The organism is Streptomyces sp. NPDC091412 (assembly GCF_044756885.1).
Lineage (GTDB): Bacteria > Actinomycetota > Actinomycetes > Streptomycetales > Streptomycetaceae > Streptomyces.
The window spans coordinates 114,602-140,195 of the sequence record NZ_JBIVTV010000013.1 but is presented as its reverse complement, the minus strand read 5'-3'; the positions used below and the strand labels follow the sequence as shown (position 1 = coordinate 140,195).

Sequence of the window (25,594 nt, the reverse complement as noted above, 5' to 3'; positions counted from 1 at the left end):
GACACGAACACGGAACGAGGGGACGGGACGACGCCGATGGCCACCCAGTACCGATCGCAGGACGCACCGGGGTACGGGCCCTACAGCGCGGGCGGGTTCCACGACGGTGGCACCGGCCGGGAACGGCACCTGCTGCCGACCGGGCTGCGGGCGCCGTTCGAGACCCGCAGCTGGCGCGAGTTCGGGTACGTGCTGCTGAACCTGCCGATCGGCATCATGCTCTTCACGTACGCGGTGACGATGGTGTCGCTGGGCGCGGGCCTGCTGGTGACGTTCCTGGGCGTCCCGGTGCTGGCGGCGGCGCTGGCCGGCTGCCGCCTGTTCGGCGTGCTGGAGCGGGCGCGGGCGCGTCGGCTGCTCGGCCTGGAGGTCGCCGAGCCGCAGCCGCTGCGGACGACGAAGCCGGGCGTCCTCGCCTGGACGGGAGCCCTGCTGAAGAGCGGCGCCTCCTGGCGGGCCCTGCTCTACGCGATCCTGCACTTTCCGTGGGCGGTGTTCTCCTTCTCGGTCTCGCTGGTCTTCTGGACGCTGGGCTGGAGCCTGCTGACGTATCCGCTGTGGTTCTGGGTGTTCCCGATGTGGGCCGGCCAGGGCGGACTCCAGCTCTACGGCGACGGCCAGCACGGCATCTATCTGGACAATCCGTTCGAGATCACGGTGACCGCGCTGGTGGGGCTGCTGTTCACGCTGGCCACGCCGTGGATCGTGCGGGCGCTGACGATGGTGGACCGGGTGCTGGTGCACGGGCTGCTGGGGCCGTCGCGGCTGTCGGCGCGGGTGGTGGAACTGGAGTCGGACCGGGGGGTCGTGGTCGACACGGCCGCCGCGGATCTGCGGCGCATCGAGCGGGACCTGCACGACGGGGCACAGGCACGGCTGGTGGCGCTGGCGATGGATCTGGGGCTGGCGAAGGAGAAGCTGACGGAGGATCCGCAGGCGGCGGCGCGGATGGTGGACGAGGCGCACGGCGAGGTGAAGACCGCGTTGCAGGAGCTGCGGGACCTGGCGCGGGGGATCCACCCGGCGGTGCTGACGGACCGCGGCCTGGACGCGGCCCTGTCGGCGGTGGCCTCGCGCTGCACGGTGCCGGTGCGGGTGGAGGTCGATCTGGCCGAGCGGCCGGCGGCGGCCATCGAGGGCATCGCTTACTTCACGGTCTCCGAGCTGCTCCAGAACGTCAGCAAGCACAGCGGGGCGCGGTCCGCCTCGGTGGACGTCTGGCGGGTGGAGGACCGGCTGATGCTCCAGGTCGAGGACGACGGGGTCGGCGACGCGGACGTGTCCAAGGGGTCGGGCCTCGCCGGGCTGGCCGAGCGGCTGGACGCGGTGGACGGGATCCTGATCGTGGACTCGCCGTCCGGGGGACCCACCCGGGTGACGGCGGAGCTGCCCTGGCGGCGCTGAGCGCGCCCAAAATCCACTGATGACGGCCTGCCGGCCGCGGCCACACGGGTCGCGGCGGCAGGCCGAAACATGTGGTCGCCTCCCTACACTTCCCCTGGCCCGGGCGCGGCGCGGTCCGAATACTGGAATGCTGGACCATGTCGTGCGGAAGGCCGTGGGGCGAGGCTGTGGGGGGCCGAGAATCGTGGAGGACAGGGTGCGGGTGGTCATCGCCGAGGATTCAGTGCTGCTCAGGGAGGGCCTGACCCGGCTGCTGACCGACCGCGGACACGAGGTCGTGGCGGGTGTCGGGGACGCCCAGGCGCTGATCAAGACCATCACGGAGCTGCACGACCAGCAGGCGCTGCCGGACGTCGTCGTGGCGGACGTGCGGATGCCGCCGACGCACACCGACGAGGGGGTCCGGGCCGCGGTGCAGCTGCGCAAGGCGCACCCGGCGCTGGGCGTGCTCGTGCTCTCGCAGTACGTGGAGGAGCGGTACGCCACCGAGCTGCTGGCCGGTTCCAGCCGCGGGGTCGGCTATCTGCTCAAGGACCGCGTGGCCGAGGTGCGCGAGTTCGTGGACGCGGTGGTGCGGGTGGCCGAGGGCGGTACGGCCCTGGACCCGGAGGTCGTCGCGCAGCTGCTCGGCCGCAGCCGCAAGCAGGACGTGCTGGCCGGGCTCACCCCGCGGGAGCGGGAGGTGCTGGGGCTGATGGCCGAGGGGCGGACGAACTCGGCGATCGCCCGGCAGCTGGTGGTGAGCGACGGCGCGGTCGAGAAGCACGTCAGCAACATCTTCCTCAAGCTCGGACTGTCCCAAAGTGATGGGGATCACCGGCGTGTTCTGGCCGTGCTCACCTATCTGAACTCGTGATCGTCCGACACTGAGTCGGACCGTGCGAACCGTCTCATCGGTGCGTCCAGCATGCGAACGATGCAGGGAAGGCGACCCTCACGGTCGTAGGGTTGAAGCCGGGAAGGTCTTCGGGAAGGCCGCTCCCACACAGCAGCCTCGAAGGAGGTCCAGTTCAGTGACCAGCCAGGTCAGCAGTCCAGCGGAGCAGGCCGACGGAGCCGTCGTAGGAGAGCAGCGCAGGGCGGCCGGGACGAAGGACGTCCGCCGCTTGGACCGGGTGATCATCCGGTTCGCGGGTGACTCGGGTGACGGTATGCAACTCACCGGTGACCGCTTCACCTCGGAGACGGCGTCTTTCGGAAACGATCTGTCGACGCTGCCGAACTTCCCGGCCGAGATCCGGGCCCCCGCGGGAACCCTGCCGGGTGTGTCCTCCTTCCAGCTGCACTTCGCCGACCACGACATCCTCACCCCCGGGGACGCGCCGAACGTGCTGGTCGCGATGAACCCGGCCGCGCTGAAGGCGAACGTCGGCGACCTGCCGCGCGGCGCGGAGATCATCGTCAACACCGACGAGTTCACCAAGCGCGCGATGCAGAAGGTCGGCTACGACGCCTCCCCGCTGGAGGACGGCTCGCTGGACGGCTACCACCTGCACCCGGTGCCGCTGACCACTCTGACGGTCGAGGCCCTCAAAGAGTTCGACCTGTCCCGCAAGGAGGCCGAGCGCAGCAAGAACATGTTCGCGCTGGGCCTGCTGAGCTGGATGTACCACCGGCCCACGGAGGGCACGGAGAAGTTCCTGCGGACGAAGTTCGCCCGGAAGCCGGACATCGCGGCGGCGAACATCGCCGCGTTCCGGGCGGGCTGGAACTTCGGCGAGACGACGGAGGACTTCGCGGTCTCCTACGAGGTCGCCCCCGCCTCCAAGGCCTTCCCCGTCGGCACGTACCGCAACATCTCCGGGAACCTGGCCCTGGCCTACGGCCTGGTGGCGGCGTCCCGCCAGGCGGACCTGCCGCTGTTCCTGGGCTCGTACCCGATCACCCCGGCCTCGGACATCCTGCACGAGCTGTCCAAGCACAAGAACTTCGGTGTGCGGACCTTCCAGGCCGAGGACGAGATCGCCGGCATCGGCGCCGCTCTCGGGGCCGCCTTCGGCGGGTCGCTCGCGGTGACGACGACGTCCGGACCGGGTGTGGCTCTGAAGTCGGAGACGATCGGTCTGGCGGTGTCGCTGGAGCTGCCGCTGGTGGTGGTGGACATCCAGCGCGGTGGGCCGTCCACCGGCCTGCCGACCAAGACCGAGCAGGCGGACCTGCTGCAGGCGATGTACGGCCGCAACGGCGAGGCGCCGGTCCCGGTCGTCGCCCCGTGCACCCCGGCGGACTGCTTCGACGCCGCCCTGGAGGCGACGCGGATCGCGCTGACCTACCGCACCCCGGTGTTCCTGCTCTCCGACGGCTACCTCGCCAACGGCTCCGAGCCCTGGCGCATCCCCGATCTGGACGAACTGCCCGACCTGAGCGTGCAGTTCGCGCAGGGGCCCAACCACACGACGGCCGACGGCACCGAGGTGTTCTGGCCCTACAAGCGCGACCCCAGGACCCTGGCCCGCCCATGGGCGATCCCGGGCACGCCCGGCCTGGAGCACCGCGTCGGCGGCATCGAGAAGCAGGACGGCACCGGCAACATCTCCTACGACCCGGCCAACCACGACTTCATGGTCCGCACCCGGCAGGCCAAGGTCGACGGCATCGAGGTCCCCGACGTCGAGGTCGACGACCCGAGCGGGGCACGCACCCTCGTCCTGGGCTGGGGCTCCACCTACGGACCCATCACGGCGGCCGTGCGCCGGCTGCGCGCGGCCGGGGAGTCCATCGCGCAGGCCCACCTGCACCACCTCAACCCCTTCCCGAAGAACCTCGGGGCCGTCCTGAAGCGTTACGACAAGGTGGTGATCCCCGAGATGAACCTCGGCCAGCTCGCCACCCTGGTCCGGGCGAAGTACCTGGTGGACGCGCACTCGTACAACCAGGTCAACGGCATGCCGTTCAAGGCGGAACAGCTCGCCGCGGCTCTCAAGGAGGCCATCGATGGCTGAGACGTCCACGGAAGGCACGGGCACGGCCGAGGCGCTCTCCCTGGTGCCGAAGGCCCAGGCCCGGCAGTCCATGAAGGACTTCAAGTCCGACCAGGAAGTGCGCTGGTGCCCCGGCTGCGGCGACTACGCGATCCTCGCGGCCGTCCAGGGCTTCATGCCGGAGCTGGGGCTGGCCAGGGAGAACATCGTCTTCGTCTCCGGCATCGGCTGCTCCTCCCGCTTCCCGTACTACATGAACACCTACGGGATGCACTCCATCCACGGCCGCGCCCCCGCCATCGCCACCGGCCTGGCCACCTCCCGGCGCGATCTGAGCGTGTGGGTGGTCACCGGTGACGGCGACGCGCTGTCCATCGGCGGCAACCACCTCATCCACGCCCTGCGCCGCAACGTCAACCTCAAGATCCTGCTGTTCAACAACCGGATCTACGGCCTGACCAAGGGTCAGTACAGCCCGACCTCCGAGATCGGCAAGATCACCAAGTCGACGCCGATGGGCTCCCTCGACGCCCCCTTCAACCCGGTCTCCCTCGCCATCGGAGCCGAGGCGTCCTTCGTGGCCCGCACCATCGACTCCGACCGCAAGCACCTCACCGAGGTGCTGCGCCAGGCCGCCGCCCACCCCGGCACGGCGCTGATCGAGATCTACCAGAACTGCAACATCTTCAACGACGGCGCCTTCGACGCCCTGAAGGACCGCACCCAGGCCCAGGAGGCGCTGATCCGCCTGGAGCACGGGCAGCCGATCCGCTTCGGCGCCGAGGGCGAGCGCGGTGTCGTCCGGGACGTGCGCACCGGCGACCTGTCCGTCGTGGACGTCACCCCGGACAACGAGTCCGAGATCCTCGTCCACGACGCCCACGCGGCCTCCCCGACCACGGCGTTCGCGCTGTCCCGGCTGGCCGACCCCGACACCCTCCATCACACCCCGATCGGCGTCTTCCGGTCCGTCGACCGCCCGGTCTACGACACCGCGATGGCCGACCAGCTCGAAGCGGCGATCGAGCAGCGGGGCAAGGGCGACCTGGCCGCGCTGCTGGCCGGCGGGGACACCTGGACGGTCGTCGGCTGAGCGTCCTGCTCCGTCTCACGAGGCCCGGGTCCGTGCGGCCCGGGCCTCGTCCTGTGCCCGCCCGGCCTCGTCCTGTGTCCGCCCGGCCTCGTCCTGTGTCCGCCGGGCCTCGTCGTACGTCCGCCGGGCCTGCTCCACGTCCGCCATGCGCTCCTGGGTCCACAGAGCGAGCGCCCGTACCTGTTCGGCGGCCTCCCGGCCGAGGCCGGTGAGGGAGTAGTCGACCCGGGGCGGGATCACGGGCTTCGCGTCGCGGTGGACCAGCCCGTCGCGCTCCAGGGTCTGCAGCGTCTGGGCGAGCATCTTCTCGCTGACGCCTCGCTCGCTGACCCGGCCGACGGCGCGACGCAGTTCGCTGAAGCGGTAGGGCCGCTCCAGCAGCTCGATCAGGACGAGGACGCCCCAGCGGCTGGTGACGTGCTCCAGGACCAGGCGGTACGGACACATCGCCGCGTCGGCGACGACGTCCCTTGCCGCCCTTCCAGCGCTTACTGCCATGCCAGTACCTTACTTCAAAGTGGGTACTTTCGAAGAGTTAGCGCATCTCCTAGCGTTAGCGCACAGGCACCCCACAAGGAGACTTCCGTCATGAGCATCGTCGTCACCGGAGCCACCGGACACCTCGGCCGCCACGTCGTGGAACAGCTGCTGGAGAAGGTCCCGGCCGACCAGGTCACCGCCGTCGTACGCACCCCGGAGAAGGCCGCCGGCCTCGCCGAGCGCGGGGTGCGGATCGCGGTCGCCGACTACAACGCGCCCGAGACCTTCGACGGCCTGTTCTCGGCCGGCGACAAGGTCCTGCTGATCTCCGGCAACGAGTTCGACAAGGGCCGGGTCCAGCAGCACCGGGTCGTCATCGACGCGGCCCGTGCCGCCGGTGTCGCGCTGCTCGCCTACACCAGCGCCCCCGGCACCCTGAAGGCCGCCCTCGCCGACGACCACCACGGCACCGAGGAGGCCGTGCTGGCCTCCGGGGTGCCCTACGTGCTGCTGCGCAACGGCTGGTACCACGAGAACTACACCGAGCAGCTCGCCCCCGTCCTGGAGCACGGCGCCGTCGTCCACGCCGCCGGCGAGGGCCGCATCTCTTCCGCCCCGCGCGCCGAGTACGCGGCCGCCGCCGTCGCCGTCCTGACCGGCGAGGGCCACGAGAACAAGACGTACGAGCTGGGCGGGGACGAGGCGTGGAGCCTCGCCGAGTACGCCGCCGAGCTGAGCAGGCAGACCGGCAGGCGGATCACGTCCAACCCGGTCACCGTCGAGGAGTACGCGGGCATCCTGACCGGCGCGGGGCTTCCCGGGCCGCTCGCCGCGATCCTGGCGGGCGTGGACGCCTCCATCGAGAAGGGCGAGCTGGTCATCAGCTCCGGCGATCTGTCCCGCCTGATCGGGCGCCCCACCAGCCCGGTCTCGGAGGCGATCGCCGCCGCGCTCGGGGCCTGAGCGACACCGGGGAAACCGTCACCCGCCCGTCATGACCGTTTGACCATACGGACATGACAGGCGGGGGCGCGTGGCGCTACCTTCTTTGATGCCCGCCGCACGTCACGCGGCCGGCACGAAGGAGGAACCAGTGAGCGAGCAGCCGAGGGGTGAGCGGCGCACAGGACTGCTGAACGGTGTCGCCGCCTATGGAATGTGGGGCCTCGTCCCCATCTTCTGGCCGCTGCTCAAACCCGCCGGGGCGGTCGAGATCCTCGCCCACCGCATGGTGTGGTCCCTCGCCTTCGTCGCCGTCGCCCTGCTTGTCGTACGCCGCTGGGCCTGGGTCGGCGAACTGCTGCGCCAGCCGCGCAGGCTGGCCCTCGTCGTGATCGCCGCCGCGGTGATCACCGTCAACTGGGGCGTCTACATCTGGTCCGTCAACAGCGGGCACGTGGTGGAGGCCTCCCTCGGCTACTTCATCAACCCGCTGGTCACCATCGCGATGGGCGTGCTGCTCCTCAAGGAGCGGCTGCGGCCCGTGCAGTGGGCGGCGGTCGGCACGGGCGCGGCCGCCGTCGTCGTGCTCACCATCGGCTACGGCCGCCCGCCGTGGATCTCCCTCTGCCTCGCCTTCTCCTTCGCCACCTACGGCCTGGTGAAGAAGAAGGTCAACCTGGGCGGCATCGAGTCGCTGGCCGCCGAGACCGCGGTCCAGTTCCTGCCCGCTCTGGGCTATCTGGTGTGGCTGGGCGCCCACGGCACCTCGACGTTCGCCGCCGAGGGCGCCGGGCACGCCGCCCTGCTCGCCTCCACCGGCATCGTCACCGCGCTGCCGATGGTCTGCTTCGGGGCGGCCGCGATACGCGTGCCGCTGTCCACCCTGGGCCTGCTCCAGTACATGGCCCCGGTCTTCCAGTTCCTGATCGGCGTCGCCTACTTCCACGAGTCCATGCCGGCCGAGCGCTGGGCCGGCTTCGCCCTGGTCTGGCTGGCCCTGACCCTGCTGACCTGGGACGGGCTGCGCACGGCCCGGCGGGCGGCACGGCTCAGGGCCCGGCTCGCCGCCCCCAGGACCGCGACGGCGGCGAAGACCGACCCGGTGGAGGCGTAGCCGCTGCCGCGGGTGGTGCGGGCGCGGTGTGCTCGTGCCTTCTCCTTGGTGAAGTTCCAGCCCCGGGGCGAGCCCGCGCATATAACTGGGTGCATGACTCCGACACCCACGGGCGCCGCGCCCGCCCCGCTGCACTGGAAGCTCGTCATCGACGCCGCCGACCCGCACGCGCAGGCCGACTTCTGGGCCGCCGCGCTGCACTACGAGGTGGAGGACAACAGCGCGTTGGTCGAACGGCTGCTGGAGCTCGGGGCGCTGCCGGGCGAGGCCACCGTCGAGTTCCACGGCCGCCCGGCCTTCCGGGATCTGATCGGCGTACGGCACCCCGACGACCCGTACGACGAGGAACGCGGGACCGGTCTGGGGCGGCGGCTGCTGTTCCAGCGGGTGCCGGAGGCCAAGTCCGGCAAGAACCGGCTCCACCTCGACCTGCACCCCGGCGAGGGCCGGCGCGCGGACGAGGTGGAGCGGCTGAAGGCGCTCGGGGCGCGCGTGCTGCGGCATGTGCGGGAGCACGGCGGGGAGTGGATGGTGATGGAGGACCCGGAGGGCAACGTGTTCTGCGTGGCGTAGGACGCCGGGTCAGCTCGGGGGTGGCGGGGTCGCGTCGCGGGCCCGTTCGGCCAGGCGGCCCATGCGGGCGCGGGCGGACTCCAGTTGCTCGATGTCGTCGGCGGCGGGGCCGTCCTCGGCAGTGAGTTCGGCCCACAGGTCGATCAGGTCACGGCCGAGCCGCAGGCCCTGCTCGGGGTCGCGGACCGCTCGCCAGGCGGTGGCCGCGCTCTGCACGTCGCCGTAGGCCGCCGCCGCGTCGCCGGCGCGGCGGCGGATGCGGGCGAGGCCGAGGGAGACACCGAAGGAACGGAGCGGATCGCCCGCCAAGTAGGCGATGTACGCGGTGAGTTCGCGCGCCCGCAGCACCTCGGGGTGCTCCGGGCCGAGCACGCCGGACGCGTCCGCGACGGTGCGTTCGGCCAGGGCCGCCGCCTCCTCGATCCGGCCCTCCTTCACGGCGTCGTTGACCCGCGCCAGGGGTTCGGCGAGCAGGACGGCGCCCGCTTCACCGGCCGCGGTCCTGGGATCCTCCCCGAGCACCGCCTCGGCCACGGCGTCGAAGCCGCGGGCGGGGGTGGGGGTGGGCTTGGGCCCGGATTCGTCCAGACCGGGGTCGGCCGGGTCGGGGTCCGGGTGCTGGTACTGGTGCTGGTGCGGAGTCGTTGCGGACGTGGGGGCACCGGGCGCGGGGGCGTGGGCGCCAGGCGCCGGGGCACGCTCGGCGGGCCCGGCCGGTTCCGGCCACGCGTTCACGTCGGCCGGGCCCGCGTCCATCACCGGTGGCGGGCCGAACACCCCCGTGGGGGCGACCGCCGTACCGAGGGGCGTGTCACCCGCCGGTTCCGGCAGCGGCCGCAGCGCGAACGCCGGCGCCACCTCGCTGGACGGCGCCGGCGACTCGGAAACCGCCCGCAGCGGGAAAGTGGGCGCACTCTCGCTGTGCGGTGTACTGCCACCGGCCAGGAGCTCGCTGTCCGGTCCGGACCCCGGCAACTCCCGCACAGGAAACACAGGAACCCCGTCAGCGGACGGCGCCAACGACTCGGAAACCGCACGCAACGGGAAAGCGGACGCACTCTCGCCATACGGCATACCGCCACCGACCCGGGGCTCGCCCTCCGGCCCGGACCCCGGCAACTCCCGCACAGGAAACACAGGAACCCCGTCAGCGGACGGCGCCAACGACTCGGAAACCGCACGCAACGGGAAAGCGGACGCACTCTCGCCATACGGCATACCGCCACCGACCCGGGGCTCGCCCTCCGGCCCGGACCCCGGCAACTCCCGCACAGGAAACACAGGAACCCCGTCAGCGGACGGCGCCAACGACTCGGAAACCGCACGCAACGGGAAAGTCGGCGCGCTCTCGCTGTGCGGTGTACTGCCAGCGGCCAGGGGCTCGTTGTGCGGCTCGGGTGGCGGGAACGCGGGCGCGGGCGGCGGGGAGGGCGGTTCCGTGTCGGGCTCGCGGGCCGGGTCCGGGGCCTGCCTCAGTACGTGTGTCACCCCGTCGTCCTCCGGTCGCGGGGCCGGGCCCGGCCGGGGTGCGTCGGCGGGTGGGTCCGGCGGTGCCGTGCGCAGGGGCTCCGCGGCGAACGCGCTGGAGCCGTCGGTGTGGACCTGGAGGGGGACGACGTAGCCGATGCGCTCGTCGGTGACCGTGGCGAGGACGGGGTGGCCGGAGGCGAGGGCGATGCGGTGGAGGTGGCCCAGGACGGCCTGCTGGATCTCCTCGCCGGGAACCGGGTGGACCGGCTCGCCGCCGACCAAGGCCCCGGAGCCGTCCGCCGGCACATGGACGGCGACCGGCGTCGCCACGGGTGCCGCCGGCCGCGCGGCGCGCTCGTGTTCCCGCTTCTTCCCGCGGCTCAGTCGAGACATCGGCTCCCTCACTCGGATGAGTGCCATCCGGTCGTTCGCGTACGTTCGAGTCTCTCCGCCCGCCTGCCCTCCCCGCGTCACCACGACGTCACAGACTCGCACCAGGAACCGCACTCCTGTGACGCGGGTAACGTTTCGCGGGCAAGGATCGTCGGGATGACGCGGGAGGGGGCAGCCATGCGGACAGACGTACGACCGGGACCGGAGATCTGGGTCCGCGGGCCGGTGACCGACGCCCGCGTCGAGGCCGACGGGTGGGAGGGCAGGCCGGAACGGCCCGCCGGCCGGCCCGTCACGCCCCGCCGGTTCTCCTGGCTGGCCACCCACGGCGGCGCGGGCACCACGACGCTCGCGGCCGTCTACGGCGGTCACGACTGCGGACGCGCCTGGCCGGGGCCCGGCGCCCCGGAGTCGGTGCTGCTGGTCGCCAGGACCCACGCGGCCGGTCTTGACGCCGTCACCCGCGCCCTCGAGGTGTTCCGCGGGGGCGAGGCGCCCGCCGGGCTCGACCTGGACGCCGTGGTGCTCGTCGCGGACGCGCCGGGCCGGCTGCCGCGGCGGCTCGCCCAGCGGGTGAAGCCGATCGAGTCCGTGATCGACGTCTACCGCGTCCCGTGGGTGGAGGCCTGGCGGCTGGGCGACCTGAGCGGAGCGCCGCCGCGGGAGAGCGAACCGCTGGCCCGTCTCACCGGGGCGGGGGACGCGCGGGCGGTCCCTACGCCGTGATGTCCTTCGCCGTGAACCGTGCCCAGGCCGCCGAGCCGAACACCGCCGCGTACAGGGCCTGCAACTCCAGGTTCTTCACCAGGCCGTCCCAGTAGACCGGCTCGCGCATGAGGTCGGCGAAGGACAGCCAGTAGTGGGGGAAGAGGTACGGCTGGATCGCGTGCAGCTGGGGTATCTGGTCGACGATCTGAACGGTGATCAGCAGGCCCACGGTCGTGGCCATCGCGGCGATCCCGCTGTTGGTCAGCGTCGAGACGAACAGACCGAGGGCGGCGAGCCCGATCAGCGACGCGGCGACGACGAAGGCGATCAGCAGCGCCCGGCCCAGTCCGTCGGCGAAGCTGATCCGCGTGCCCGAGATGGTCGTCAGATCACCGAGCGGGAACAGCAGGGCGCCCACGATGAGCGCCGAGACGGCGACCACGAGGGTGGCGACCAGGCAGAAGGCCATCGTCGTGGCGTACTTGGCGAGCAGCAGGCGAGCGCGGCCGGCGGGGGCGACCAGCAGATAGCGCAGGGTGCCCGCGTTCGCCTCCCCGGCGACGGCGTCGCCCGCGATCACACCCACGGCCATCGGCAGGAAGAACGGCAGGGTGGCGGCCAGCGCGGTGAAGACCAGGAACAGCCCGTTGTTGGTGACCTGCGCGATGAACGCCGGACCCTCGCCGCCCCCGCCGCCGACCGACGAGCCGTCCCTCGTCTCGATCCTGACGGCCACCCCGACCAGGACCGGCACACCGGCCAGCACGCCCAGCAGCGCGAGGGTGCGCCAGCGCCGGAAGGTGGTCACCAGCTCGCTGCGCAGCAGCCCCAAGGTCCACAGCCGGCGCGGGGCGCGCACGGCCACGTCCGCGCCCTGACCCGGCGACAGCTCAGCCCGCGACATCGAAGCCCTCCCCCGTGAGTGCCACGAACGCGTCCTCCAGCGAGGCCCGTTCGACCCCGAAGCCGCGTACGCGGACGCCCGCCGTCACCAGCGCGGCGTTCACGTCGGCGAGGTCGCGCTCAGGTGGGTCGCCGGACACCCGGTCCTCGCCCGCGACGACGTCGCCGACGCCCTGTTCCTTCAGCACCCGGGCCGCCTCCCCCGTGTCGGGCGTGATCACCACCAGCCGGCCGCGCGCTCCGGCGGCCAGCTCCGCCACGGCTCCCTGGGTGATCAGCCGCCCCTGCGCCATGACCGCCGCGTGGCTGCACACCTGCTCGATCTCGTCCAGCAGATGGGAGGAGAGGAAGACGGTCGTGCCGTCGGAGGCCAACTCCCGGACCAGGGAGCGGATCTCGCGCATGCCCTGCGGGTCGAGACCGTTGGTCGGCTCGTCCAGGACGAGCAGTCTGCGCGGCTGGAGCAGCGCGGCGGCCAGACCCAGGCGCTGTTTCATGCCCAGGGAGTAGGCCTTGGCCTTCTTGCCCGCCGCGGCCGTCAGGCCCACCCGGTCCAGGGCGGCGGCGACCCGGGCGCGCCGGGTGCGGGGGTCGGCGGCCGGGTCGGCGGCGTCGTAGCGCAGCAGGTTGTCCCGGCCGGACAGGAAGCCGTACAGGGCGGGGCCCTCGATGAGCGCGCCGACCTGCGGGAGCACGGTGCGCGAGGACCGGGGCATGGGGCGCCCCAGCACTCGCGCCGTGCCGGAGGTGGGCTCGATGAGCCCCATCAGCATGCGGATGGTGGTGGTCTTGCCCGAGCCGTTCGGGCCGAGGAAGCCGAAGACGCTGCCCGCCGGGACGGTCAGGTCGAGACCGTCGACGGCGAGCTGTCCGCCGCGGTAGCGCTTGGTGAGCCCGCGCGTGTGGATGACGCTGTCATCCCGCTCGTCCATCGGCCCCCTCGATTCCTCGTGCCCGTCGCGTCCCTACTGCCCGGTGTTCGCCGCCTTCACCAGCGTGTCCTTGGTGACGGCGCCGACGTACACCTTGCCGTTGTCCGTGATCAGCGCGTTGACCAGGCGGGTGGAGAAGACCGTGCCCTTGCCGAACTTGCCGCTGACCTGGTCGCCGAGCGAGCCGAGGAACCCGCTCAGGTCGCCCTTGCCGGAGGACGACGGGATGCCGCCCTTGTTACCGGTGTCGATCACGGCGATGGAGTTCCAGCCCTTGCCGAGGACCTTCGGGCCGCTCTCGGCCGGGTCCTTGTGCGACGTGCCGGGCTCGTGGAACTGCCGGTCCGGGCCGGCCTTCCGCTCGGCGTCCTTCGCGGCGTCCTTCTCCTCGGTGACCTTCGCGCCCTTGGGCGGGGTGAAGTCGAAGGTCGAGGCGGCCGGCTTGGCGAAGCTGACCTGGGTGAAGCCCGCGTCCACCACGGCGGCGCCGCCGCTCGCCGGGGTGAGCGTGAACTTCAGCGGCAGCCCGGTCTTGGCGTCCACCGCGATGCTGATCGCACCGACCGTGGTGCCGGAGGCGTGCTTCGGCTCGATGACCAGCTTGTAGGCGTCGCGGCCGGCGACCTGCGCGGTGCCGTCGACCTTCACCGAGGTGGTGTCGTCGACCGCCTTCAGGGCCTCGTCGGCGAAGTCCTTGGGCGTGGCGGGGACCTCGTCCCGGTGCTTCTCGCCGCCGTCGGCCGCGGTGCCGTGGAAGACCTCGTTCGACTTGCTGTCGTAGCCCCAGACGTCCTTGCCGTTGTGGATGAGGCTGTACTCGGCGGCGCTCTCGATCAGCGAGACCTTCTGCCGGTCCTCGCCGTCGGCGGCGACGCGCAGGGTGTGCGTTCCGGAGGCCAGTTCGGGCAGCTTTGACATCGGGTCGGCCGACGAACCGTCACCACCCCCGGCCACGCCGGAGGCCAGGCCGCTCTCCAGGCCGCCGAGGTTCGGCAGACCCAGGTCGGTGCTGACCTTGACCGTGCCGGACAGCTGCTGGACGTCCGACTTGGCGATCTTCTCGATGAGTTGCTGTGCGGTGATCTTCGGCAGGTCGGGGTCGCCGGACGCGGCGAGTGCGGGGACGAGCCCGATGGTCGCCGCGGCCACCCCCACCACCGTGACCGGGACGACGTAGCGCGCGGCCTTGCGGCGCCCCGTGCGCAGGTCGTCGGCTTCGGAATCGTTCGGTGCCATGTGTGCCCTACCTCCGTCATCGGCGGCGGCTGTCCTTCTGCACTGGGGTGTCACCCTCAGCCGCCATTCTCACCCAGATCGGTGAGGAGTGGTGTGGTCCGTGGTTTCCATCTGACCAAATCGGCGGGGAGGAAGCGTCAGACCCCGGAGCCAACTCCGTGTACGCCTGCGGTATGACACACCAAGGGCGACGCCTCCCCCACCCCGTAGGGGTAGAGGTGGAGAGCGCCGCTCGAAGGGGCCGCCCGGCGAGGGCGGCCGGTGAGATCGCGGAACCGGACGGGCGTCAGCCGGCCCGGTGCACCACCGCGTCGCACAGCTGAAGCAGTGCGGCCTTCGCCTCGCACTCCCGCAGCGGCGCCAGCGCGGCCCGCGCCTCCTCGGCGTAGCGCACGGTGTCCCGGCGGGCCTGCTCCAGCGCCGGGTGCGCCCGCAGCGCCGCCAGCGCCTCCGCGTGCCGCGCGTCGTCGCTCAGGTCGGAGTCCAGCAGCTCGCACAGGGCGATGTCCTCGGCCAGCCCCAGCCGGGCCGCGCGCTCGCGCAGCCGCAGCACCGGCAGGGTGGCGATGCCCTCGCGCAGATCGGTGCCGGGGGTCTTGCCCGACTCGTGCGAGTCGGAGGCGATGTCCAGGACGTCGTCCGCCAGCTGGAAGGCGACGCCCAGCCGCTCGCCGTACTGCGTCAGCACGTCCACGACCGTCTCGTCGGCGCCGGACATCATCGCGCCGAACCGGCACGACACCGCCACCAGCGATCCGGTCTTGCCGCCCAGCACGTCCAGGTAGTGGTCGACCGGGTCCCGGCCGTCCTGCGGACCCGCCGTCTCCAGGATCTGCCCGGTGACCAGCCGCTCGAACGCCACGGCCTGCACCCGCACGGCCTCCGGGCCGAGGTCGGCGAGGATCTGCGAGGCCCGGGCGAAGAGGAAGTCGCCGGTCAGGACCGCGACCGAGTTGCCCCAGCGGGTGTTGGCGCTGGCCACCCCGCGGCGCACGGCGGCCTCGTCCATCACGTCGTCGTGGTACAGCGTCGCCAGGTGGGTCAGCTCCACCACCACGGCCGAGGGCACGATCCCCGGCGCGTACGGATCCCCGAACTGGGACGCGAGCATCACGAGCAGTGGCCGGAACCGCTTCCCGCCCGCCCTGACGAGATGCTGCGCGGCGCCCGTGATGAACGGGACCTCGCTCTTGGTGGCTTCGAGCAGCCCTTCCTCGACAGCCGCCAATCCGGCCTGGACATCGGCTTCGAGAGCCTGGTCCCGCACGCTCAGCCCGAATGGCCCGACGACGGTCACGAGGGGTCTCCTGTCTGCTGGTGTCTGCTGGGGATTACACGGTTTGTCGATAGGTCGCTGCCCTCACTCAAGTCAGCGTATCCGGTCACGTTTCGATCACCGATATCGCCCACCTATACGGGCCAGGCCACTTCACCCGACGTGACCACCATCACGTGTCAGCCACACGGCCCATCCACACTCACACATGAAGTCCGATTCACCCCTATTGGGGTTTCAATTCTCTTTAGTGGTATTTGCTCTTCGGCCACTCGAGCCGTGACTTGGGACACACCCCCTCCCCTCCGCGCCACCTCTCGCATTCCTTCACATTCCCTTTACACCCAGTCGAGTTGAGTCTTGGCAGATGCAAAGGATCAAGCACCACATACCCCCCGGACCAAGGTCAAACTGGACGATGTGTGATTCCAGCACTTGTTCGGGACATGTGCTCTCGCATACGTTCCCGGCACCGACGGGCGGACGCCGAATCCTGCCGCCGCCCGTAATCCCAACGACCGAATGAACCACGGCAGGAGCGGGGGACCCAGGTAAGTCGCCGGGCCGGGCGTCGTACGTACCGCGTACACCGCACCGGATCGGCTTGGGGTGAAGCCGCGCCCTTCAAGGCGCGGCCGGGCACCTCCCAGCCCGAACCCGACAGCTCACCTCGCAGGCGACGGAGAGGAATTCCCCCATGCCTGCAAACGGTCAGCGCCGCTCTTCCCGCACCGCCCGCCTCGTCCGTGCCCTCGCCGTCACCGGCACGGGCGCAGCCGTCCTCGCCGTACCGCTGCTCGGCGCCACGACCGCGTCCGCTGCGACCCCGGCCACCGTCCGGACGGCCGCGGGCTTCGGCTACTCGAACAACCTCGACGGCTGGATCCGGGCCTCCCTGGCGGTCATGGCGCAGAAGGGCATCCCGGGCTCCTACAACGGGATCCACCGCAACATCATCCGCGAGTCCTCCGGCAACCCGCGCGCCATCAACCTCTGGGACTCCAACGCCAAGAAGGGCATCCCGTCCAAGGGTCTGCTCCAGGTCATCGACCCGACCTTCCGGGCCTACCACGTGAACGGCACGTCCTGGGACATCTACGACCCGGTCGCCAACATCACCGCCGCCTGCAACTACGCGGCCAAGCGGTACGGCTCCATCGACAACGTCTTCGGCGCGTACTGACCGGACCGCGGCCGGCGCACGCACCGGCTAGAGCCGGTGAACCTTTCCGGTCACAGCGCTAGACAAACAGTCGTTCGAGGACGACGGCGATGCCGTCGTCCTCGTTCGACGTCGTGACCTCGTCGGCCACCGCCTTGAGCTCGGGGTGGGCGTTGGCCATGGCGACCCCCCGGGCGGCCCACTGGAACATCGGGATGTCGTTCGGCATGTCGCCGAAGGCGAGGGCGCTCTCGCGGCCCAGTCCCAGGTGTTCGGCGGCCAGCGCCAGTCCGGTCGCCTTGGTGACGCCGCACGGCTGGAGTTCGACGGTCCCGGGGCCCGACATGGTGACCGTGGCGAGGGAACCCACCGCGCCGCGGGCCGCCTGCGCCAGCTCGTCGTCGGACAGCACCGGGTGACGCAGCAGCACCTTGCTGATGGGCGCGCGCCACAGGTCGTCGCGCCGTTCGACCCGTACGGCGGGCAGCGCCGGGTGCGGCATGAGATACCCCGGCTCGATGAGCGTGAGCCCCTCGACCCCGTCCTGGTCGACCGCGGCGTACACCTCCCCCACCTCGGCCTCGATCTTGCCGAGCGCGGTCTCGGCCTGCTCCCGGTCCAGGGTGACCGACCACAGCAGGCGGTCACTGCCGGCGTCGTAGAGCTGTGCGCCCTGACCGCACACCGCGAGCCCCGTGGTGCCGAGGACGTCGAGCAGTTCCCGCACTCTCGGTGCCGGCCGTCCGGTCACCACGAGGTGCCGGGCACCTGCGGCCGCCGCCCCCGCGAGCGCGGCGAGGGACCGTTCGGACACGGTGTGGTCGCCGCGCAGCAGCGTTCCGTCCAGGTCGGTGGCGATGAGGGCATATGCGAGGGCGGCCATGATCAGAGAATACGGATGCCCCGGCCCGCCGACTCGACCGGAACCGGACGACCGCGACGGCCACCGTGCTCCCGGCTCCCTCTCCTCAACTCCCTTACCTGTGAGAGCGCTTCGGCGCCGCGGACGAGGTTGCCCTCAACCGTGCGCCGCCGCGAGGTGTGCGGCCAGCCGCGGCGAGGCGAACTCCGTGCCGCACACGAACCGCATCACCGGCCCGTACGAGGCCGCCGCCGGCAACCCCGTGAAGTAGAGGCCGGGTACCGAGGAGACGTAGCCCGCGCCGAGCCTCGGGGCGCCGCGGCTGACCGCGAGTCCGGTGCGCAGCTCGTGGCCGAGGAAGCCCATCGCGGCGATGTCGACGCGGTAGCCGGTGGCCGCCATGACGTGGTCCGCCTCCAGTTGCCGGCTCTCGCCCGCGGGGGTGCGCACCGTCAGTACCGGACGCCCGCCCGTGACCTCGGCACGCACGATGCCGCTCACCTCGTGGACCGGCACCGCCGACTCGAAGCGCTCGCGCAGCCACCAGGCGCCGAGCGGGCCGAGGACCCGGCGGACCAGATGGTGGCGGACCCCGGCCGGGAGGTACCGGAAGGGCTGCGGGTGGTAGCTCAGCGCCCACAGCGACCAGGCGCGGCCGAAGGGCGACTCGGGCCGGAACCTCGGCTGCTCCCAGGGCGGGGCGCCGAAGGCGACCGCGCCTCGGCCCCGCGCCACCACCCGCACCCGCGCGCCGGCCTCCGCCGCGAGCACCGCCGTCTCCAGCGCGGACTGGCCGGCGCCGACGACGATCAGCTCCTTCCCGGCGAACCGGCCGAGGTCGTGGTGCTGGGAGCTGTACGAGAGCGGCCCGGTGGGCGTGGGGCCGTCCGGCACCGCCGTGGCCAGTTCCGGCGGCAGATGGGACAGGCCCGACAAGCCCGTCGCCACCACGACCGCGCGGGCGGTGAACTGCTCCCCGGAGTCCGGCTTCACCTCGAAGCCGCCGCCCGGCCGCCGGTCGACCGACACCACCCGCACCCGCTCCAGCTCGGGCACCAGCCTGCGCTGGAACCACTCGCCGTAGGCGATGAAGGTCTCCACCGGGATGATGTCCTCGTCGGTCACCAGCGGTCCAATGTCGGCCGCGGCGCAGTAGTCGGCGAGGGTGTGGCCGCGCTGCGGGCAGTCGATGCCGGAGGCGGCCGGGGTCGACTTCAGCAGCATTCCGGCGGGCATGTGGTCGCGCCAGGCGACCATGGGCTCGCCGAAGACGCGGACCGGGATGCCCCGGGCGCGCAGATGCGCGGCGGTGGACAGGCCGAACGGCCCGGCACCGATGACTGCCACCGGTTGGTTCACGAAGTCCCTCCCCAGGACGTGCTCACGTCACTTCGTGGGCCGGCTCGGGCGGCGGGACGCGCCGCCCGCACACGGTCGTGCTGCGCCCTAACCGGACGTGCCACCCCGGCGGTTGGTCCGCCACAGCTGATAGAGGTGCCGGGCGCCCGGCCGCACGAAGCGGGCGAGCATCGTGAGGAACGGCAGCGGGTCGTCGCCCGCGAGCCAGGCCAGCTCCGTGCCGCTCGGCCTCGCCGGCGCGTGCGGCGTGGTGTAGCCGCTGCGGCGGTAGGCGAGCAGGGCGGGCAGGTCGATGTTCTCCACGACGTACCGGTGACCTGCGCGCTGCTCGCCCTCCGGGACGGGCCGCCCGGTCAGGTCGAGGTGCATGGCCCGCACGACGTCCACGCCCGACTCGCTCTCGAAGAGCCGGAACTGCGCGCCCATACGCGGATTGAAGTCGAGGAGCTTGTACTGCCCGTCGCGCCGGTCGAAACGCAGGTCGAGGTCGACGATGCCGGTGAAGCCGATCTGCTTGATGAACCGCGCGGCGAGGTCGGCGAGTTCCGGGTTGTCGACGACGTACGCGTTCGCCGTCATGCCCGCGTGCGGCGGCCAGGAGCGGACCTTGACGCCGGTGAACATCGCGAGCGGGACCGAGTCCTGGTCGAAGTAGGCGTGCACGATCCAGTCCTCGGCCTCCTCCCGCGGCAGATACTCCTGGAGGATCACGCCCGGCCGCTCGCCCCAGTCCCGGGCCAGGGCCAGCAGGCCCTCGCGGCTGTTGATCCTCGTGGTGCCGTTCACCGCGGGGCTGCTGCGCCGGACGAACGCCTCGCGGTTCTTGGCCACCACCGGGAAGCAGGCCTTCTCGGCGAACGCCACGATGTCGTCGTACGACTGCGGGAAGGCGGCCGTGGGGCTCGGGATGCCGTGCTCCACGCACAGTTCGTGCAGGCCCTGCTTGCTGGCCAGACGGCGCGGCAGGCCGGGGGCGACGGGCGGGAAGAGGAAGTGGCCTTCGAGTTCGTCCTGGTGCTCGGCGATCAGGACGGCGGCCTCCTCGTCGGTGGGCACCAGGACGGTGGGCCGGCCGATGCGGCGGCCGATCCGCAGCAGGCCCTCCACCAGACGGTCCGTGCCCTCCGTGCCCCTGGTCGGCCAGACGAACGCGCGTTTGAGATACCGGGATGAGGCCGCCGGTGTGTAGGCGTCCTCGGTGATCGCGTACATCGGCACGCCCAGCCGGCCGAGGCTGCGGATCGCGCCCACCCCGCCGTGGTGCAGCGGGTAGTCGCCGAACTTCACGATCAAGCCCGGGACCTCACGGTCGGCCCGGAAAGGCACACTGACGGCATTCCTGGCCACGGGTCCCCCCACGTGTCCCCCCTATGGAGCGGACCCACCCCGTCCGCGCCCCCAGAGGACGCTAAGCCGGAATTGCCCCCTCCCACAAGACCAATTCGGACATTGCAAACTCTTTAGACACTGCCCAAGACATGCGAAGCCCCCGTAACGTGTGGCCCGATCACATGGAATTCCGGAAAGGAAGGCAGTACCCATGCCCCCCTTCGAGGTCCCCGAGGGCGACCCCTTCGGTCCGCACAACCTTCCCTACGGCGTCTTCTCCCACGCCGGGTCATCGGAGAGGACCGTGGGCGTCCGGCTCGGCGACCACGTGCTCGACGCGGGGGCGGCGGCGCGGGCACTCGGTTCGCCGTACGCCGAACTGCTCGCGCGGCCGACCCTGAACCCACTGCTGGCCGCGGGCCGCACCGCGTGGTCCGACGTGCGGCGCGCGCTGACGTCGTGGGTGACGGTGCCGGCCCACCGGGAGACCGTCGCGCCCTTCCTGCACCCGCTGTCCTCGGTGACCCTGCACCTCCCCTTCGAGGTCGCGGACTACGTCGACTTCTACGCCTCGGAGAACCACGCCCGGAACGTGGGGCAGATCTTCCGCCCGGACGCCGAGGACTCTCTGACGCCCAACTGGAAGCACCTGCCGATCGGTTACCACGGCCGCTCCGGCACGGTGGTGGTCTCCGGCACGGACGTGATGCGCCCGTCGGGCCAGCGGAAGGCTCCCACGGACCCCGCGCCGGTGTTCGGCCCCTCGGTCCGGCTGGACATCGAGGCCGAGGTCGGCTTCGTGGTGGGCGTGCCCTCGCGGATGGGGCAGCCGGTCGCGCTCGGCGACTTCCGCGAGCACGTCTTCGGGCTGTGCCTGCTGAACGACTGGTCGGCGCGCGACATCCAGGCCTGGGAGTACGTCCCGCTCGGGCCCTTCCTCGGCAAGTCCTTCGCCACGTCGGTGTCGGCGTGGATCACTCCGCTGGACGCGCTGGAGGAGGCGCGGGTGGCCCCGCCGCGGCGGACGCACCCGCTGCTGCCCTACCTCGACGACTCCGCGGACGAGCCCGGCGGTTACGACCTGCGGATCTCCGTCGCGATCAACGGTCACGTGGTGTCCGAGCCGCCCTTCTCCACCATGTACTGGACGGCCGCGCAGCAGCTCGCCCACATGACGGTCAACGGCGCGTCCCTGCGCACGGGCGATCTGTACGGCTCGGGCACGGTGAGCGGACCCGCCGAGCACGAGCGCGGCTCGCTGCTGGAGCTGACCTGGAACGGCCGGGAGCCGCTGGAACTCCCCGACGGCAAGCGGGCCTTCCTGGAGGACGGCGACGTGGTGACGCTCGCGGCCTGGGCACCGGGCGCGGACGGAACGCGGCTGGGGCTCGGGGAGGTGACGGGGCGGATCGTCTCGGGCTGAGTGGAGCCCTGCGGCCCTTCCCACGCCGGGGATTTGGTGGTGGCGGACCCCTGACTCCCGGTGCCCGTGGCCGTCATACTGGCGGCAGGCCGTGCGCGTCCGGCGCGCCGGCCGGCCGCACAGCACCGCTCCACCGCACGACCCCGACACCCGCCCACCTCCGACGAGGATCCGGAGTCCGAGGCATGACCGCCTGCCTGCTCCTGCTGAGCGCCGTCGCGCTGACGCTCGCCGTGCCGGTCCCCCGCACACTGGCCCGGGCGGGGTGGCCCGAACGGGAGCCCGTCGTCGCGCTGTGGGTGTGGCAGTGCCTGGTCGCCACCGTCCTGCTGAGCTGCCTCGCGGGGCTCGTGCTGGGCACCGCGGCCGTCTTCAGCACCGTTCACGACCGGGTCTTCGCCCCCGCGCCGCCGGCCGTGACGGCCGCCTACGACCTTTCGGTGGCGCCGGTCTGGGCCGCCGGCCTCACCCTGCTGCTGGCCGGCGGCGCCGCCTGGACCACCGCGATGCTCGCCCGCGAGCTCGTCGAGGCCCGCCGCCGGCGCGGCCTGGCCCTCGCGCATCTGCGCGAACGTGCCCCCGACCTGCCCGCGGGCCTTCCGTCGGCCCGCGGACCGCTGCTGGTGCTGGAGGACGAGTACCCCGACGCCTGGTGGATGCCCGGTCACCCGCCCCAGCTCGTCGTCACCACCGGCGCCCTGCACCGGCTCACCGGCCACCAGCTCGACGCCGTCCTCGCGCACGAGCGCGGCCACGCCCGCGCCCACCACGACTGGCTGCTGCACCTGTCGACCGCGCTGGCCACCGGCTTCCCGCGCATCCCGCTGTTCACCCAGTTCTGCGAGCAGACCCACCGCCTGGTGGAACTGGCAGCCGACGACACGGCCTCCCGCCGCCACGGCCACCTGACCACGGCCCTCGCCCTGATCGAGCTGAACCAGCACCGCGGGGTACTGTCCTGCGCCTCCAGCAACCGCCTCCTGAGCGAGCGGGTGGACCGCCTGCTGGAGCCCCCGCCGCGGCTGGACCGCAGGCGCCGGGCGCTGACCACGGCGGTCGCCGCCCTGGTGCCGCTGCTCCCGCTCCTGATCACGTTCGCCCCCGGCCTGACGGCACTGGGCTGAGCAGCGGCCCCGTCGCCTCGACCGGCGCGGCGCGGCTATATCCAGTCGTCCGGTTCGGGCTCGGGCAGGTCCTCCATGGGTTCCGGCTCGCTCACGCCCGCCGTACCTGTCCCGGCTGTTCCTGATGCGGCCGTTCCCGTGCCGACCGCGGCGGAGTCGCCGGGCGGACCGGCCAGCGACTCCAGCACCGCGAGCACGCCCTCCCCGTACGTCGCCAGCTTCTTCTCGCCGACGCCGCCGATCGTGCCGAGCTGTGCCACGGACGTCGGCCAGATCGTGACGATCTCCCGGAGCGTGGCGTCGTGGAAGATGACGTACGCCGGGACGCCCTGCTCGCGGGCCTGTTCGGCGCGCCAGGCGCGCAGGGCCTCGAAGGCGGGAAGCAGTTCCTCGGGCAGTTCGGCCGCAGCCGCCCTGGGCTTGCGGTCGTCCCGGGCGGCCGAAGCCCGCGACGCGGCCGGCTTCTTCGGCTCCTTGCGCAGCGGCACCTCCCGCTCCCTCCGCAGCACCGACCCGCTGCTGTCGGTCAGCACCAGCGTGCCGTACTCGCCCTCGACGGCGAGCAGCCCCTGCGCCAGCAACTGCCGTACGACACCCCGCCATTCGCCCTCGGTCAGCTCGTCGCCGATGCCGAACACGGACAGCTGGTCGTGGTCGAACTGGATCACCTTGCCGGTGCGCTTGCCGAGCAGGATGTCGATGATCTGGCCCGCGCCGAACTTCTGCCCCCGCTCCCGCTTCAGCCGCACCACCGTCGACAGCACCTTCTGGGCCGCGATCGTGCCGTCCCAGGTCTCGGGCGGGGTCAGGCAGGTGTCGCAGTTGCCGCAGCCGGCCGCGCCCGGTTCCTGGCCGAAGTAGGCGAGGAGCTGGCCGCGGCGGCACCGGGCCGTCTCGCACAGGGCGAGCATCGCGTCCAGGTGGGCCTGGGCCCGGCGGCGGAACGCCTCGTCGCCCTCACCGGACTGGATGAGCTTGCGCTGCTGCACGACGTCGTTCAGGCCGTAGGCCATCCAGGCCGTCGACGGCAGGCCGTCGCGGCCCGCGCGGCCCGTCTCCTGGTAGTAGCCCTCCACGGACTTGGGCAGGTCCAGGTGGGCGACGAACCGGACGTCGGGCTTGTCGATGCCCATGCCGAAGGCGATGGTGGCGACCACGACCAGGCCGTCCTCGCGCAGGAAGCGGGACTGGTGCGCCGCGCGGGTGCCCGCGTCCAGGCCCGCGTGGTACGGCACCGCCTCGACGCCGTTGCGGGTGAGGAACTCGGCCGTCTTCTCCACCGAGTTGCGCGACAGGCAGTACACGATGCCCGCGTCGCCCGGGTACTCCTGGCGCAGGAAGGTCAGCAGCTGCTTCTTGGCGTCGGCCTTGGGCACGATCCGGTACTGGATGTTGGGCCGGTCGAAGCTGGCCACGAAGTGCCGGGCCCGCGGCATGTTCAGCCGCTGGGTGATCTCCTGGTGCGTGGCGTGGGTGGCCGTCGCGGTGAGCGCGATCCGCGGCACGTCCGGCCAGCGCTCGCCCAGCAGTGACAGCGCCAGGTAGTCGGGGCGGAAGTCGTGGCCCCACTGCGACACGCAGTGCGCCTCGTCGATGGCGAAGACGGAGATCTTGCCGCGGGAGAGCAGGTCGAGCGTGGCGTCCAGGCGCAGCCGCTCCGGTGCCAGGTAGAGCAGGTCGAGCTCGCCGGCCAGGAACTCCGCCTCGACCACCCGGCGCTCGTCGAAGTCCAGCGTGGAGTTCATGAACCCGGCGCGCACGCCCAGCGCCCGCAGCGCGTCCACCTGGTCCTGCATCAGCGCGATGAGCGGCGACACCACGACGCCCGTACCGGGCCTGACCAGGGACGGAAGCTGGTAGCAGAGCGACTTGCCGCCACCGGTGGGCATGAGCACGACGGCGTCGCCGCCCGCCACCACGTGCTCGACGACCTCTTCCTGCTCGCCCCGGAAGTCCTCGTACCCGAAGACCCGGCGCAGCGTCGCCAGCGCCTCGCTCTCCGTCACTGACATGTTGGTGACACCATCCGTCCCGCCCATCGCCTCGTCCCCCACACCTCGCTCCTCGACCACTGCCTCCACGATAGGGGCCCGCACGGACACCCCCGGACTTGTCCACAGGCCGGCCCGGTGACCCACGGTCAACGACACGACAGTCGTTCACACGTACGCGGGAGACTCGTCCGCATCCGGCCGGTGGTGTGAATGAACCGGCGAGACTGCCTCCTGTGGGAGCGATGAACGCCACACCGAATGCCGCCAAGCCCGCCTGGCCGGTCCCTCCTGAGGGTGGATGGACCGCTGATGACCTGGACCGCCTCCCGAACCTGCCGGCACACACCCAGCTGATCGACGCGAGTCTGGTTTTCCCGTGCCCGCACTCGGTCTTTCACGAGCGCGCGATGAGCTTCTTCGCCCGGCACCTCGACAGCGCCGCGCCGCCCGAGCTCGACGCGCTCTGCAGGTTCACCGTCGGCATCGACCGGCAGAACAGACCCGAACCGGATGTGGCCGTTTTACGAAGCGACGCCCTGGGCAGCCACGAGCAGACCCGAGTCCCCGCGACAGCTGTCGTACTGGTCGTCGAGGTCGTCGGACCGGACTCCGTCTCCCGGGACCGCGAGACCAAGCCGCTGAAGTACGCGCGGGCCGAGATCCCCCACTACTGGCGGGTCGAGAACGAGGACCGCCGCGCCGCGGTGCACTCGTTCGAACTGGAGCCCACCACCGGCGCCTACACCAGCACCCGCATCCACCGGGAGCGGATGAAGACGGTCGTCCCGTTCCCGGTGGATCTGGACCTGACGCGGATCAAGCCCCACCTGGACAAGGAGCAGTAACCCACACACCGCTGCCCGGCGCCTCTCGTCGAGGTGCCGGGCAGCCGGGTG

The 25,594-nt window shown here is 71.8% G+C and carries 22 protein-coding genes and 1 riboswitch; of the genes, 12 read left to right on the top strand and 10 right to left on the bottom strand.

Annotated features, from left to right (window positions below; translation table 11 throughout):
- Window positions 1-36 precede the first annotated feature (36 nt).
- From ACIQMV_RS27270 to ACIQMV_RS27255, 4 genes are all read left to right on the top strand, one after another.
- Window positions 37-1,404 (top strand): sensor histidine kinase, encoded by a 1,368-nt coding sequence (locus ACIQMV_RS27270; protein ID WP_402596078.1) that lies wholly within the window; start codon window positions 37-39, stop codon window positions 1,402-1,404.
- A gap of 196 nt (window positions 1,405-1,600) precedes the next feature.
- The gene (locus ACIQMV_RS27265; protein ID WP_301184424.1) at window positions 1,601-2,260 is read left to right on the top strand and encodes a response regulator transcription factor; all 660 of its coding nucleotides are present in this window, start codon (window positions 1,601-1,603) and stop codon (window positions 2,258-2,260) included.
- A gap of 157 nt (window positions 2,261-2,417) precedes the next feature.
- The gene (locus ACIQMV_RS27260; protein ID WP_402596077.1) at window positions 2,418-4,346 is read left to right on the top strand and encodes a 2-oxoacid:acceptor oxidoreductase subunit alpha; all 1,929 of its coding nucleotides are present in this window, start codon (window positions 2,418-2,420) and stop codon (window positions 4,344-4,346) included.
- Window positions 4,339-5,418 carry a 2-oxoacid:ferredoxin oxidoreductase subunit beta gene (locus ACIQMV_RS27255; protein ID WP_402596076.1) on the top strand — a complete coding sequence of 360 codons (1,080 nt, stop codon included), beginning with the start codon at window positions 4,339-4,341 and terminating at the stop codon, window positions 5,416-5,418. The genes ACIQMV_RS27260 and ACIQMV_RS27255 overlap by 8 nt, the downstream gene beginning before the upstream one ends.
- Window positions 5,419-5,433: 15 nt before the next feature.
- Here the strand turns inward: ACIQMV_RS27255 and ACIQMV_RS27250 are convergent, their stop codons facing one another.
- The gene (locus tag ACIQMV_RS27250) at window positions 5,434-5,916 is read right to left on the bottom strand and encodes a winged helix-turn-helix transcriptional regulator (RefSeq protein WP_402596075.1); all 483 of its coding nucleotides are present in this window, start codon (window positions 5,914-5,916) and stop codon (window positions 5,434-5,436) included.
- Window positions 5,917-6,006: 90 nt separating this feature from the next.
- On the opposite strand from ACIQMV_RS27250, the gene ACIQMV_RS27245 reads away from it, so the two are divergent.
- From ACIQMV_RS27245 to ACIQMV_RS27235, 3 genes are all read left to right on the top strand, one after another.
- A complete protein-coding gene (locus ACIQMV_RS27245) occupies window positions 6,007-6,861 on the top strand; it encodes an SDR family oxidoreductase (RefSeq protein WP_402596074.1) in 855 nt (284 codons plus the stop codon).
- 88 nt (window positions 6,862-6,949) lie between these two features.
- On the top strand, window positions 6,950-7,954 hold the full coding sequence (rarD, locus tag ACIQMV_RS27240; RefSeq protein WP_402596073.1) for an EamA family transporter RarD: 1,005 nt from the start codon (window positions 6,950-6,952) through the stop codon (window positions 7,952-7,954).
- 93 nt (window positions 7,955-8,047) lie between these two features.
- A complete protein-coding gene (locus ACIQMV_RS27235) occupies window positions 8,048-8,527 on the top strand; it encodes a VOC family protein (RefSeq protein ID WP_402596072.1) in 480 nt (159 codons plus the stop codon).
- Window positions 8,528-8,536: 9 nt separating this feature from the next.
- On the opposite strand, the gene ACIQMV_RS27230 is transcribed toward ACIQMV_RS27235, so the two are convergent.
- A complete protein-coding gene (locus ACIQMV_RS27230; protein ID WP_402596071.1) occupies window positions 8,537-9,511 on the bottom strand; it encodes a tetratricopeptide repeat protein in 975 nt (324 codons plus the stop codon).
- Window positions 9,512-10,567: 1,056 nt separating this feature from the next.
- On the opposite strand from ACIQMV_RS27230, the gene ACIQMV_RS27225 reads away from it, so the two are divergent.
- Window positions 10,568-11,116: a hypothetical protein gene (locus ACIQMV_RS27225; protein WP_402596070.1), complete on the top strand. Its 549-nt coding sequence runs from the start codon at window positions 10,568-10,570 to the stop codon at window positions 11,114-11,116.
- On the opposite strand, the gene ACIQMV_RS27220 is transcribed toward ACIQMV_RS27225, so the two are convergent.
- The 4 genes from ACIQMV_RS27220 to ACIQMV_RS27205 all read right to left on the bottom strand — a co-directional run bounded on the left by ACIQMV_RS27220 (window position 11,106) and on the right by ACIQMV_RS27205 (window position 15,466).
- Window positions 11,106-12,002 (bottom strand): ABC transporter permease, encoded by an 897-nt coding sequence (locus ACIQMV_RS27220; RefSeq protein ID WP_402596069.1) that lies wholly within the window; start codon window positions 12,000-12,002, stop codon window positions 11,106-11,108. The two genes, ACIQMV_RS27225 and ACIQMV_RS27220, sit on opposite strands and share 11 nt — an antisense overlap.
- A complete protein-coding gene (locus ACIQMV_RS27215) occupies window positions 11,989-12,933 on the bottom strand; it encodes an ABC transporter ATP-binding protein (RefSeq protein ID WP_141359444.1) in 945 nt (314 codons plus the stop codon). The genes ACIQMV_RS27220 and ACIQMV_RS27215 overlap by 14 nt, the downstream gene beginning before the upstream one ends.
- Before the next feature lie 33 nt (window positions 12,934-12,966).
- Window positions 12,967-14,169, bottom strand: coding sequence for an outer membrane lipoprotein carrier protein LolA (locus tag ACIQMV_RS27210; RefSeq protein WP_402596068.1), 1,203 nt, complete (start codon window positions 14,167-14,169; stop codon window positions 12,967-12,969).
- Window positions 14,170-14,455: 286 nt separating this feature from the next.
- Window positions 14,456-15,466 (bottom strand): polyprenyl synthetase family protein, encoded by a 1,011-nt coding sequence (locus ACIQMV_RS27205; protein WP_388481687.1) that lies wholly within the window; start codon window positions 15,464-15,466, stop codon window positions 14,456-14,458.
- A gap of 485 nt (window positions 15,467-15,951) precedes the next feature.
- A riboswitch (cyclic di-AMP (ydaO/yuaA leader) is annotated at window positions 15,952-16,137 on the top strand.
- Window positions 16,138-16,142: 5 nt separating this feature from the next.
- On the opposite strand from ACIQMV_RS27205, the gene ACIQMV_RS27200 reads away from it, so the two are divergent.
- Window positions 16,143-16,628 carry a transglycosylase SLT domain-containing protein gene (locus ACIQMV_RS27200; protein ID WP_141359447.1) on the top strand — a complete coding sequence of 162 codons (486 nt, stop codon included), beginning with the start codon at window positions 16,143-16,145 and terminating at the stop codon, window positions 16,626-16,628.
- 58 nt (window positions 16,629-16,686) lie between these two features.
- Here ACIQMV_RS27200 and ACIQMV_RS27195 read toward each other — a convergent pair whose 3' ends face one another.
- From ACIQMV_RS27195 to ACIQMV_RS27185, 3 genes are all read right to left on the bottom strand, one after another.
- Window positions 16,687-17,493: an HAD family hydrolase gene (locus ACIQMV_RS27195; protein ID WP_402596115.1), complete on the bottom strand. Its 807-nt coding sequence runs from the start codon at window positions 17,491-17,493 to the stop codon at window positions 16,687-16,689.
- A 132-nt stretch (window positions 17,494-17,625) separates the two neighbouring features.
- Window positions 17,626-18,828 (bottom strand): FAD-dependent oxidoreductase, encoded by a 1,203-nt coding sequence (locus tag ACIQMV_RS27190; RefSeq protein ID WP_402596067.1) that lies wholly within the window; start codon window positions 18,826-18,828, stop codon window positions 17,626-17,628.
- 87 nt (window positions 18,829-18,915) lie between these two features.
- Entirely contained in the window at window positions 18,916-20,154 is a 1,239-nt protein-coding gene (locus ACIQMV_RS27185; protein WP_402596066.1) for an ATP-grasp domain-containing protein, read from the bottom strand.
- Between the two features lie 214 nt (window positions 20,155-20,368).
- Between ACIQMV_RS27185 and fahA the strand changes: the two genes are divergently transcribed.
- Together fahA and ACIQMV_RS27175 are read left to right on the top strand one after the other, a co-directional pair.
- A complete protein-coding gene (gene fahA, locus ACIQMV_RS27180) occupies window positions 20,369-21,580 on the top strand; it encodes a fumarylacetoacetase (RefSeq protein WP_402596065.1) in 1,212 nt (403 codons plus the stop codon).
- Window positions 21,581-21,765: 185 nt separating this feature from the next.
- Window positions 21,766-22,704, top strand: a complete 939-nt coding sequence (locus ACIQMV_RS27175; RefSeq protein WP_141359452.1) for a M56 family metallopeptidase — start codon at window positions 21,766-21,768, stop codon at window positions 22,702-22,704.
- A gap of 35 nt (window positions 22,705-22,739) precedes the next feature.
- Here ACIQMV_RS27175 and recQ read toward each other — a convergent pair whose 3' ends face one another.
- A complete protein-coding gene (gene recQ / locus ACIQMV_RS27170) occupies window positions 22,740-24,743 on the bottom strand; it encodes a DNA helicase RecQ (protein ID WP_402596114.1) in 2,004 nt (667 codons plus the stop codon).
- A 197-nt stretch (window positions 24,744-24,940) separates the two neighbouring features.
- Here recQ and ACIQMV_RS27165 point away from each other — a divergent pair, with 197 nt between their 5' ends.
- A complete protein-coding gene (locus ACIQMV_RS27165; protein WP_402596064.1) occupies window positions 24,941-25,543 on the top strand; it encodes a Uma2 family endonuclease in 603 nt (200 codons plus the stop codon).
- Window positions 25,544-25,594 lie beyond the last annotated feature (51 nt).